The 11,381-nt window shown below is 60.2% G+C and carries 8 protein-coding genes; 3 read left to right on the top strand and 5 right to left on the bottom strand.

What is annotated here, in order from left to right:
- Positions 1-279: 279 nt before the first annotated feature.
- Positions 280-2,592, bottom strand: a complete 2,313-nt coding sequence (metE, locus tag ACYZT6_RS21280; protein WP_462028510.1) for a 5-methyltetrahydropteroyltriglutamate--homocysteine S-methyltransferase — start codon at positions 2,590-2,592, stop codon at positions 280-282.
- Between the two features lie 120 nt (positions 2,593-2,712).
- Between metE and metR the strand changes: the two genes are divergently transcribed.
- Entirely contained in the window at positions 2,713-3,630 is a 918-nt protein-coding gene (metR, locus tag ACYZT6_RS21285; RefSeq protein WP_462028511.1) for a transcriptional regulator MetR, read from the top strand.
- Between the two features lie 120 nt (positions 3,631-3,750).
- Here metR and ACYZT6_RS21290 read toward each other — a convergent pair whose 3' ends face one another.
- From ACYZT6_RS21290 to ACYZT6_RS21305, 4 genes are all read right to left on the bottom strand, one after another.
- On the bottom strand, positions 3,751-4,248 hold the full coding sequence (locus ACYZT6_RS21290) for a GNAT family N-acetyltransferase (RefSeq protein WP_462028512.1): 498 nt from the start codon (positions 4,246-4,248) through the stop codon (positions 3,751-3,753).
- A 2-nt stretch (positions 4,249-4,250) separates the two neighbouring features.
- Entirely contained in the window at positions 4,251-4,889 is a 639-nt protein-coding gene (locus tag ACYZT6_RS21295) for a LysE family translocator (protein WP_462028513.1), read from the bottom strand.
- A 26-nt stretch (positions 4,890-4,915) separates the two neighbouring features.
- On the bottom strand, positions 4,916-5,350 hold the full coding sequence (locus ACYZT6_RS21300; RefSeq protein ID WP_462028514.1) for an NUDIX hydrolase: 435 nt from the start codon (positions 5,348-5,350) through the stop codon (positions 4,916-4,918).
- 189 nt (positions 5,351-5,539) lie between these two features.
- Positions 5,540-6,916, bottom strand: a complete 1,377-nt coding sequence (locus tag ACYZT6_RS21305) for an HD domain-containing phosphohydrolase (RefSeq protein ID WP_462028515.1) — start codon at positions 6,914-6,916, stop codon at positions 5,540-5,542.
- 257 nt (positions 6,917-7,173) lie between these two features.
- Between ACYZT6_RS21305 and ACYZT6_RS21310 the strand changes: the two genes are divergently transcribed.
- A complete protein-coding gene (locus ACYZT6_RS21310) occupies positions 7,174-9,477 on the top strand; it encodes an EAL domain-containing protein (RefSeq protein ID WP_462028516.1) in 2,304 nt (767 codons plus the stop codon).
- Positions 9,474-11,348: a putative bifunctional diguanylate cyclase/phosphodiesterase gene (locus ACYZT6_RS21315; protein ID WP_462028517.1), complete on the top strand. Its 1,875-nt coding sequence runs from the start codon at positions 9,474-9,476 to the stop codon at positions 11,346-11,348. The genes ACYZT6_RS21310 and ACYZT6_RS21315 overlap by 4 nt, the downstream gene beginning before the upstream one ends.
- The last annotated feature ends 33 nt before the right edge of the window (positions 11,349-11,381 follow it).

The following is an 11,381-nucleotide window of genomic DNA, read 5'->3' on the forward strand; positions in this document are numbered from 1 at the left end:
TACTGTGTGGATATTTCTAAGTCCCCCTCCAAAAAAACATCTCATGCCGATAACTCTCAGTTTCCCGAACTGTTTGTTATTAGGCTTTACAAGCCTCGCTCCGCCTACTGTCAGATCTGACAGGTTTTTTCGGAAATATAGATTTATTGGGTATAGATTCGACGTTGTTCATAACCAACACATGCTTTCGTATTGGCAAACTGAATTGACCCCATAAAAAACCCGCTGCCGTTCCCGTGCAGCGGGTTTTGTTTTTTAGTGCGCCTGATGAGCCAATGATTATGCCAGTACGCTACGCAACTGCCGCGCCGCCGCCACCATGTTCACCAACGCCGCCTCAGTCTCCGGCCAGGCCCGGGTCTTCAACCCGCAATCGGGGTTCACCCACAACCGCTCCGCCGGAATGCGCTTCACGGCTTTGCTTATCAACTTGACCATCTCGGCCGTGTCCGGCACCCGTGGTGAGTGGATGTCATAAACACCCGGCCCGATGTCGTTCGGGTAGTCGAACGCTTCGAAGGCTTCCAGCAATTCCATGTCCGAACGCGAGGTTTCGATGGTGATCACGTCGGCATCCATCGCCGCGATGGACTCGATCACGTCGTTGAATTCGCTGTAGCACATGTGGGTGTGGATCTGGGTTTCGTCCCGCACGCCGGAGGCGCTCAAGCGGAAGGCTTCCACCGCCCAATCCAGATATTCCTGCCATTGCGCCCGGCGCAGCGGCAAGCCTTCGCGGAAAGCGGCTTCGTCGATCTGCACGATCTTGATGCCGGCGTTTTCCAGGTCGACCACTTCATCACGCAGGGCCAGGGCCAACTGCTGCGCCTGGATTTTGCGCGAGACGTCTTCCCGGGGGAACGACCACATCAACATGGTCACGGGACCGGTGAGCATGCCTTTCATGACCTTGTCGGTCAGGCTCTGTGCATAAGTGATCCAGTCGACGGTCATGGCGTTCGGGCGGCTCAGGTCGCCGTAGATGATCGCCGGTTTGACGCAGCGCGACCCGTAGCTCTGCACCCAGCCGAAACGGGTGAACAGGTAGCCGTCCAGTTGCTCGGCGAAGTACTCGACCATGTCGTTGCGTTCGGCTTCGCCGTGCACCAGCACGTCCAGGCCCAGGCGTTCCTGGACTTGCACCGCGTGGCGGATTTCACTGTGCATGGCGTCGGTGTAATCGTTGGCCGACAGCTTGCCTTGCTTGAAGGCCTGACGTGCCAGACGGATCGAACCGGTCTGCGGGAACGAGCCGATGGTGGTGGTTGGGAATGCCGGCAGCTTCAAGCGTGCACGTTGCTGCTCGATGCGTTTGACAAACGGCGAGTGGCGTTGGCTGTCCTTGTCACTGATGGCGTTTATCCGTGCCTGCACTTGGGCTTTATGGATACGCGGCGACTCGGCGCGGCTGGTCTGAACCGCTCGACTCTCGGCGAGTGCGGTTCGCACCTTGGGCGATTGCGGGTCGTTGAGGGCATCGCGCAGCACGGCGATTTCACCGCACTTCTGCACGGCAAAGGCCAGCCAGCTTTTCAGTTCCGGATCGAGTTTGTCTTCGCGTTCCAGGTCCACCGGGCTGTGCAGCAACGAGCAGGAACTGCTGACCCACAGGTTGTCGCCGAAGCGTTCCTGGGCCGGTTGCATTTGCGCGAGCACTTGCTCCAGTTCGCAGCGCCAGACGTTGCGGCCGTTGACCAGGCCCACCGACAGAATCTTGTAGGTCGGCAGACGATCCAACACCTGGCCGAGTTGATCCGGCGCACGCACGGCGTCGATGTGCAGGCCTTGCACCGGCAGGCCGACCGCCAGGCCGAGGTTGTCTTCCAGGCCACTGAAGTAGGTGGCCACGAGTTTTTTCAGCGGCGAATATTGAAGGATGTGATAAGCGCGTTCGAAGGCGTTTTTCCAGGCTTGCGGCAGGTCGAGGGTCAGGATCGGTTCGTCGATCTGCACCCATTCCACGCCTTGAGCGGCGAGGCGGCCGAGGATTTCACCGTAGATCGGCAGCAAGCGTTCCAGCAGATCAAGCTTGTCGAAATCGTTGCCTTTGGCCTTGCCCAGCCACAGGTAAGTCAGCGGGCCGATGATCACCGGTTTGACGTTGTGGCCCAGCGCCTTGGCTTCGTCGACTTCGTCGAACAGCTGTTCCCAGCTCAGTTTAAATTGTTGGTCGGCGCTGAATTCCGGGACCAGGTAGTGGTAGTTGGTGTCGAACCACTTGGTTAGCTCTTGGGAGTATTGCGCCTTGGCATGTTCACCGCCGCAGCAGGAGGCCGTGGCGCCTCGGGCCATAGCGAACAAGGTGTCGAGGGTCGGCAAGCCGCGCGAGTCCTTGGCACTGTCGAAACGCTCGGGGATCACGCCGAAGGTCAGGGAATGGGTCAGGACCTGGTCATACCAGGCGAAGTCGCCGACGGGCAGCAGGTCGATGCCGGCGTCTTTCTGCAACTGCCAGTGGGTGGCGCGCAGTTGGCGGCCGACGCTTTTCAGTGCGTCCTGATCGAGATCGCCCTTCCAGAAGGATTCGAGGGCTTTTTTCAGTTCGCGGTCAGCGCCGATGCGCGGAAAACCAAGTGTGTGGGCCAGAGCCATGGTGAGTTTCTCTCTATAAAAGAAGCTGTAAAACATGGCGCCATTGTCGACAGCCAACCCAACATGAGACAAACTCAACCTTTTCGTGTTGATCACAAGTTTTCCTCATGGAGCCATCCGGTGCTTGAAATCCGTCACCTGAAGACCCTGCACGCCTTGCGCGAAGCGGACAGCCTGGTCGATGCCGCCGACCGCCTGCACCTGACGCAGTCCGCCCTGTCGCACCAATTCAAGGAGCTTGAGGAACGGCTGGGGATGCCGTTGTTCGTGCGCAAAACCAAACCGGTGCGCTTCACCAGCGCCGGTTTGCGCCTGCTGCAACTGGCGGACGCGACCCTGCCGCTGTTGCGCGGTGCCGAGCGCGATATTGCGCGCCTGGCCGGCGGCACGGCGGGCCGTTTGCACATGGCGATCGAGTGCCACAGTTGCTTCCAGTGGCTGATGCCGACCATCGACCAGTTCCGCGATGCCTGGCCGGAAGTCGAACTGGACCTGGCCTCGGGCTTCTCCTTCGCCCCGCTGCCGGCCCTGGCCCGTGGCGATCTGGATCTGGTGGTGACCTCGGATCCACTGGAACTGGCCGGAATAACTTACGTGCCGTTATTCACCTATGAAGCGATGCTCGCGGTGGCCAACCAGCACCGTTTGGCGAACAAGGCCTACATCGTTCCGGAAGATTTGCTCACGGAAACCCTGATCACCTACCCGGTGGAACGCGATCGGCTGGACATCTTCACCCGTTTCCTCGAACCGGCTGACATCGAACCGGCGCAGGTCCGCACCTCGGAACTGACGGTGATGATGATGCAACTGGTGGCCAGCGGTCGCGGCGTGTGCGGCATGCCCCACTGGGCGCTGCACGAATACAGCTCGCGGAGTTACGTGAAGGCCAAGCGGCTGGGTGAGAAGGGATTGTTTGCGACGCTGTATGCGGGGATTCGCGCGGACATGCTGGATGCGCCGTACATGCGCGATTTCTTGCTGACGGCCAAAGACACATCGTTCTCGACACTGGACGGGGTCAGCGCCGTCCGCTGACGCACCACAACACCTGTAGGAGCGAGGCTTGCCCGCGAAAGCGGTGTATCAGCCAAGTAGATGTCGACAGTCACGACGCCTTCGCGGGCAAGCCTCGCTCCTACAGGGTCTGTGGTGGGTTTAGATTTCACGCCACATGTGGATTTTGTCGAAGTAGTCTTCGCCGACGCGTACCGCCATGGGTTCGAGGCCGAACTGGATGAAGCCGCAACGCTGGTACAGGTTGAACGCGGCTTCGTTGCCAGCGGTGACGGTCAGCTGGATCAACCGCAGGCCTTGATGGTTCTGCGCTTCGGCCAGGGCAGCTTGCACCAGTTGCTGACCCAACCCACGCTGCCGGACTTTTCCAGACACGTACATGCCAAACAACGTCGCCTTGTGCCGGGCCTTTTCCCGGGGTTCGAAGGCCAGGCCGACGATGCCCGCCAACTTGCCCTGTTCAAACGCCCCGAGCACCACATCCAGTTGGCTGGTCAGGCGCGATTCCCACCAACTCAGCGGCATCGCGGCGCGCTCGCGTACGCTGGAAGTAAACGCTTGCGGATGCAGGTCGTAGGCTTCAAGCATCAGTGCCCGATAGTCCAGGGCATGGCTGGCATCCAGTCGTTCAATCCACATGATCAAGCCGTCCGTCGTTGCTCAAGCATCAGCCGCACCGCTAGCGCCGACAGGACAAAGCCCATGAAATAACGCTGCACCGCCAGCCAGGTCGGGTTGTTGACGAACCACGACGCGATGCCCGCAGCGAAGATCGCGATCAGCAGATTGACGCAGAAACTGACGCTGATCTGGGTCAGGCCCAGCACGATGCTTTGGGTGAACACCGAGCCATGTTCAGGCGAGATGAACTGCGGAAACACCGACAGGTAAAACACCGCAATCTTCGGGTTTAAGGCACTGGTGAGAAAGCCCATGGTGATCAGTTTGCGCGACGAGTCCGGCGGCAACTGCTGCGCTTCGAACGGTGAACGCGCCCCGGGTTTGACCGCCTGCCAGGCCAGCCACACCAGGTACAACGCGCCGGCCCACTTCAGCACTTCGTAAGCCATCGGCACCGCCAGAAACACCGCGGTCAAACCGGCCGCGGCGGCGAACAGGTGCACGAAAAACCCCGCGACCACACCGAACAACGAGGTCACGCCGGCCTTGCGCCCCTGACAGATCGAACGGGAGATCAGGTAAATCATGTTCGGCCCCGGCGTCAGCACCATCAGCAACGCGGCAGCGGCGAATATCAGCAAATCTTGAAGCGGGATCATGGGGGGCAGTCCTGGTCCGTAAATGATCAGAGGGTCGCAGTCAGCGAAGCTCGATAAAACGGCAGGATCAGGTCCCGTGTCAATGGCGCCAGCGTGAGATTGCCGTCGGTGGCCGGATCGATCCAGCGCACCTCTTCGATCTCCGCCGCAGGCGTTACGTCTGAATCGATGGTCAGCTGAAAGAGTTCGGCCTGTACGACAAAACCCGGCTCGTTGGCGGCCGGTGCCGAGAAAGGTCCCAGGTAGGTGGCGTGCGCGGGGTCGATGACCAGCCCAAGCTCTTCTTCCAGTTCACGGGCCAGGGCATGAACCGGTTGCTCGTGGGCCTCGATCTTGCCGCCGGGTTGCATGAAGGCTTCGGTGCCGCGCTTGCGGACCAGCAGCGTGCGACCGTCAGGGCCGATCAGCAAGGCGGCGGCAATGCGGATGATGAGGGGGGAAGTTGCGGTGGGAAGGGTCATGGATCGGAAAGGGCCTTGGGTGAAGGCGCGAAGGATCACATGGGTATGGGTTCTGCGTCACCCCGAAAAAATCTCTGCACGGTACTGATCCCTCTGTGGGAGCGTGGCTTGCCCGCGATTCAGGCGCCGCGGTCTATCACGCATACCGCGTCATCGTTCATCGCGGGCAAGCCACGCTCCCACAGAGGATCAGTGCGGCTGGACGACCTCTGGCGCTTCGAGAATCGCAGCCGCAGGCTCCTCCAGCACCTTCACAAAAACACTGTACTTCGCCCCTTCCATCGCCTCGAAAGCGATCAGCTTCTCCACCAGCGGCCCACTTAGCACCTTGCCCGCATTGAGCAGCAGCATGCCGTTATCGGCATTGAGGTTGTGCGCCAGAACCATGCCCGCCGCCAGATCCCGAGTGGTTAACACCTTGACCGTCGGATCGGCCAGCGACACATCGCTCAAGTACGCGGCGCAAACCTTAATGAAGTCCTCGACCAGCGCCGGATCGTAGAGTCGGCCGGCGTACTGGCGGATATAGACCAGCGCTTCATCGCTGTTCATCTGGCGCTCAAGGATCAGCCCACGCTGCAACTCGATGAAATCCACCGCCAGTTTCAGCCACCGCGAACCCAGCGGAATCGCCTCGCCCTTGAGCCGGTCGGGGAAACCAGTGCCATCCCAGCGTTCCTGATGGTGAAGGATCAGGCGGGCGGCATCTTTCATCGGGTCGAGGGTCATCAGCAACGATTCACTCTGCTTCGGATAACCGCGATAGCGCTCCTGATCGCTGTGGTGCAGCAGGTCCGCAGGCGCGGTCATCATGCTGTCGGTCCAGCTCAGCTTGCCGATGTTGTAGAGCGCCGCGGCCATGGTCAGGTCGCGGGTACTGCCCTCGTCCAGGCCATGGAGTTTGCAGTACACCCGCACCAGCTCGATGATCTGTCGGTTAGTCTGCTTGGCCGGCGGTAAACGCAGGTTGGCCAGCAACGAAAACACCTCGGTGCCGGTGACATAGCTGTGTTTGAGCTCTTCGTAGGCCAGGTCGAGCATGTCGGCGGTCTGTTGCAGCTCCGAGGTACGGGACGCAACGTGTTTTTCCAGGGTCGCGTTGAGCAGCTTCAATTCCTCGTTGCGATCCCACGTCTCCTGCACCAGGCGCAACCGTTCGCGCTCGGAATGCTGGTAGGCGAGGGATTGTCGCAACGTCAATACCAACTCCTCATCGTGCCAGGGCTTGCTGATGTAGCGGTAAATCTGCCCATCGTTAATCGCTTTGACCATCATTGTCGGGTCGGCATAACCAGTCAGCAAAATGCGCAGCGTGCCGGGATGGTGCTGGTGAATGTGCGCCAGCAGCGTCGCGCCGTCCATATTGGGCATGCGCGCATCGCTCATCACCAGGTCGACGGGCTGTTTGGCCATGATTTGCAGAGCCTGGGCACCGCTGGTGGCCAGCAGCACTTCGTAGGGTTGGCCGCGCAAGAGCCGGCGCAGACTGTTGAGGATCGATTCCTCATCGTCGACCAGCAGAATCATGGGTTTAGCGGTGGCAGTCGTGGGGAGTTGCTCTTCCATGGCATTACCTCAAGCGAAACGGGCGTTGTTGCGTCAGTCATCAGCCAAAACATTCCGTTTCTGGCCCTGCCTGAACTACAGGCTAGATGATTTCCAGCAAGGCCCCTGGAAATGATTCGTCTCAGTCGACCGGGCGAAGTGCTGCACGGGCGACTATGCTCAGGTAACTCGGATCCATTATCTGTACCGTTGCCACGTGATCAGGGAAAGGATGCCCCTATGAGCACACCGCTCCACACTGCCACCGCTCCCGGCGTATGCCTATGAATACGCTGCTGGCGCGCACCAACCGTCGGATTCTTATCGTCGACGACACTGCTTCCATTCATGCCGACTTCATCAAGATCCTCAGCCCGCCATCGATAGATGACGACGAGCTGATCAGCGCCGAAAACGCCCTGTTCGGGACTCAAGCGACGGCCACCCTGCAAAGTTTCATGCTCGATTCGGCATATCAGGGCCTCGAAGCACTGGACAAGGTCGAGCGAGCGTTGGCCAACGACCTGCCTTACGCGATGGCCTTCATCGACATGCGCATGCCACCGGGCTGGGACGGTCTGCAAACCATCGAACGGCTGTGGCAGGTCGACCCCAAGCTGCAAGTGGCGCTGTGTACCGCCTATTCCGACTATTCCTGGGAAGACATCGATGAACGCCTGGAGCTGGGCGATCGCCTGCTGATTCTGAAAAAACCCTTCGACGCCATTGAAATCCGGCAGATGGCCAGCGCATTGACCGCCAAGTGGCAGATGACCGAAGACGCCGAGCTGAAGATGTCGCTACTGGAACAGGCCGTCGAAGAACGCACCCGGGAGCTGTCCGACGCCAACATCATCGTGCAGAACAGCCCGACCATTCTGTATCGCCTGCGGGGCGAACCGTTGTTTCCGCTGATGTACATCTCCCACAACATCACTAAGTACGGTCACGTCGCGGCGAACCTGGTGGCCTCGGCCAACTGGGCCCAGGAGTTGATCCACCCGGACGACCAATCGAAGGTCGACACGGCCATGGCCCGGGTTCTGGACCGCCATGCGGCAGGCGCGTCCATCGAGTTCCGGATGCGCACCGGAGACGGTGCCTGGCGCTGGGTCGAAAACCGCTATATTCCGGTGCGTGACGATGAAGGACGCTTGCTGGAAGTCGAAGGCATCATCATCGATGTCACGGAACGCAAGGTCGCCGAGGAGAAAATCGCCCTCCTGGCCCGCACCGACGGGCTCACGGGGCTGGCCAACCGTGCCACCTTGATCGAGCGCCTACACCAGGCGTTCGCCGCCGCGCGTCGCGGCGCCACACCGTTTGCGATGTTTTACCTGGACCTGGATCACTTCAAACGCATCAACGATACCCTCGGTCATCCGGTGGGCGACCTGTTGCTGCAGGAAGTCGCCCGGCGCATCAAGGCCTGTGTGCGCGAAAACGATGTGGTCGCCCGCCTCGGCGGCGACGAGTTCGCCATCCTGCAACTGGATGTCGGCGACCCGACCCAGTCCGCGTCGTTGGCCGCCAAGGTCCGCGATGCGCTGGTGCTCCCCTATTCCCTGGCCGGCAATGACGTACGCGTTTCGGTCAGCATCGGCATCAGCAGCTATTCGCCGCTCATCACCAGCGCAGAAGGCCTGCTGAACCAGGCCGACATGGCGCTCTATCGCTCCAAGGAAAAGGGCCGCAACCAGTATCACTTCCACTCCGAGGAGATCAATCAGGAGGTGGTCGAGCGCATGACCATCGCCAACGATCTGAAAACCGCCATTGAGCATGATGAACTCGAGCTCAATTACTGGCCGGAAGTTGACCTGAGCAGCGGCAAGATCCTCGGCATGGAAGCCCAGGTCAGCTGGAACCACCCCGAGCGTGGATTACTGGAAGCGCCGGCGTTCCTGCCGGCGGCGGAAAAAACCGGCGCCATTATCGCCCTCGGTCACTGGGTGCTGGATCGCGCCTGCCAGCAAATGCGCCAGTGGCGCGATGAAGGCATGGCCCCGCCGGTGATTGCCATCAAGCTGTCCCTGGCCCAGCTTAAAAGCGGGCCAGAACTGATCTATGACGTGCTGCGCACCACCGCGCGCTGGGAACTGTGCGCCTGGGACCTGCGCTTCGATGTCACCGAAGCGACCCTGGCCCAGACCAAATGGACCCACAACGACGTGCTGCCGCGCTTGCGGGAGCTGGGGGTGAAGATCGCCATTGACGACTTCGGCACCGAATACTCCTCGTTCGACTACCTCAAGACCTACCAGGTCAATCACCTGAAACTCGCCCAGGCCTTCATCGACACCGCGGCCCGCGACCCGGCCAGCGCCAACACGTTGCGCGCGATTATCAATTTCGCTCGAGATGTGGGGATCGGAATCATCGCTGAAGGTGTCGAAACCCAGGAACAGCGCAGTTCGCTGATGGCCACAGGCTCGCCAATGAACGCTCAGGGTTATTTCTTCAGTAAAGCGGTCAGCAGCCAACAGGCCGCTCAATTGCTCAAAACCGGCATTATCGTACCTACAAGCAATACAAACGGGCCGACTCTGGACAACCCGCACACCACGGAGGGCCAGGGATGAAAACTTCGTCCGTCCAGACCAACCGGCGCATCCTGATCATCGACGACACGCCCTCGATCCATCAGGACTTTCGCAAGATCCTCGGCCCCGATACCGAAGGTGAACAGACCCTGGCCGGTACCGAAGAGGCGTTGTTCGGCACGCAACAACGGGCTCGGCTCACCTTCCAGCTCGATTCCGCCTATCAGGGTCAGGAAGCCCTCGAACTGGTCAAGCGTGCCCAGGCCGAAGGGCGCCCCTACGCCATGGCGTTCACCGACATGCGCATGCCGCCGGGTTGGGACGGGCTGGAAACCATCGAACAACTCTGGAAGATCGACCCGCATCTGCAAATCGCGCTGTGCACCGCCTTTTCCGATTACAGCTGGGAAGACATGGCTGAACGGCTGGAGTTCGGCGACCAGTTGCTGGTATTGAAAAAGCCCTTCGACAGTCTGGAAATCCGCCAGATGGCCAGTGCCCTGACCTGGAAATGGCAGATGACGCACGACGCGGAAACGAAAGTGCAAAGCCTGGAGCAAACCATCGAGGCGCGGGTCCACGAATTGCTCAAGGTGTCTCACCTGTTGCAATACGACGTGTTGACCGATCTGCCCAACAGCACGCTGCTCGGTGATCGGCTGAACCAGTCCCTGGCGTTGTCCCGCCGCCATGACAAGCAACTGGCGGTGATGTTTCTGGGCCTTGATCGCTTCAAGCGCATCAATAATGCCTTGGGCCATCCGGCCGGTGACGAGATGCTCAAACGGGTCGGGCATAGCCTGGTGTCCACGGTGCGCGAGTCCGATTCGGTGTTTCGCTACGGCGCTGACGAATTCGTGGTGATCCTCGCCGATATCCGCCATCCCCAACAGACCAAAGGCATCGCCGAAAAACTCTTGAACGCCATCTGCACGCCCCAGCACATCGCCGGCCATGACCTGAGCGTGACCGCCAGCCTGGGCATCAGCATCTACCCCGATGACGGCTTCGATGCCATCGCACTGATCAAGAAAGCCGAAACCGCGATGCGCAACGTCAAGGAAAGCGGCCCCAATGACTTCCGCTTTTTCATCGACGAGATGAACCAGCGCGCCCGGGATCAGCAGAGCATCGAGTCGGGTATTCGCCTGGCACTGGAGCGGGACGAATTTGTCCTGCATTACCAGCCAAAACTGGACCTGAGCACCGGCGAGGTGGTCGGTGCAGAGGCCTTGATTCGCTGGCAGAAACCGGGGCATGGCTGGGTTTACCCGTCGGATTTCATTGGTGTGGCCGAAGACAGCGGCTTGATCGTGCCGTTGAGCAAATGGGTGCTGGCTCAGGCCTGTCGACAAGCCTGCGCCTGGCAGGCAGCGGGGCTGCCGAGGCTGTGCATGTCGGTGAATGTGTCGGCCATCGATTTTCGCCAACGAGGTTTCGTCGAAGGCATTGAACAGGTCCTCGAACAAACCGGTCTGGACCCGTCATTGCTGGAGCTGGAAATCACCGAAGGCGTGTTGATGCAGAACATCGATGCCACGGTCACCGCCCTGAACCGGATCAAGGCACTGGGGGTGCGGCTGGCCATTGACGACTTCGGCACCGGTTATTCCAGCCTGAGTTACCTGCGGCGTTTTCCCATCGACGTGCTGAAAATCGATCAGTCGTTCATTCGTGGCCTGAGCCGGGACAGCAACGACGCGGCGCTGGTCAGCGCCATCATCAGCCTGGGCAAGAGCCTCAAGCTGACCATCATCGCCGAAGGGGTGGAAACCCTCGAACAGCTGGATTTCCTCAAGGCCCATCAGTGCGAGGAAGGCCAGGGTTACTACTTCAGCAAAGCCGTGGCGCCGGATGACTTTGTGCAGTACCTGACGTCGGTGAAATCCCCTCCTCCTGCCACCACATGACCGATAAGCAGCGACACACGGGCTATCAGCCAA

Source organism: Pseudomonas sp. RT6P73 (genome assembly GCF_054897715.1).

Coding starts and splice junctions, on each gene's coding strand:
- metE (WP_462028510.1), bottom strand. CDS start 2,592: ATGGCTCTGGCCCACACACTTGGTTTTCCGCGCATCGGCGCTGACCGC.
- ACYZT6_RS21290 (WP_462028512.1), bottom strand. CDS start 4,248: ATGTGGATTGAACGACTGGATGCCAGCCATGCCCTGGACTATCGGGCA.
- ACYZT6_RS21295 (WP_462028513.1), bottom strand. CDS start 4,889: ATGATCCCGCTTCAAGATTTGCTGATATTCGCCGCTGCCGCGTTGCTG.
- ACYZT6_RS21300 (WP_462028514.1), bottom strand. CDS start 5,350: ATGACCCTTCCCACCGCAACTTCCCCCCTCATCATCCGCATTGCCGCC.
- ACYZT6_RS21305 (WP_462028515.1), bottom strand. CDS start 6,916: ATGGAAGAGCAACTCCCCACGACTGCCACCGCTAAACCCATGATTCTG.
- ACYZT6_RS21310 (WP_462028516.1), top strand. CDS start 7,174: ATGCCTATGAATACGCTGCTGGCGCGCACCAACCGTCGGATTCTTATC.
- ACYZT6_RS21315 (WP_462028517.1), top strand. CDS start 9,474: ATGAAAACTTCGTCCGTCCAGACCAACCGGCGCATCCTGATCATCGAC.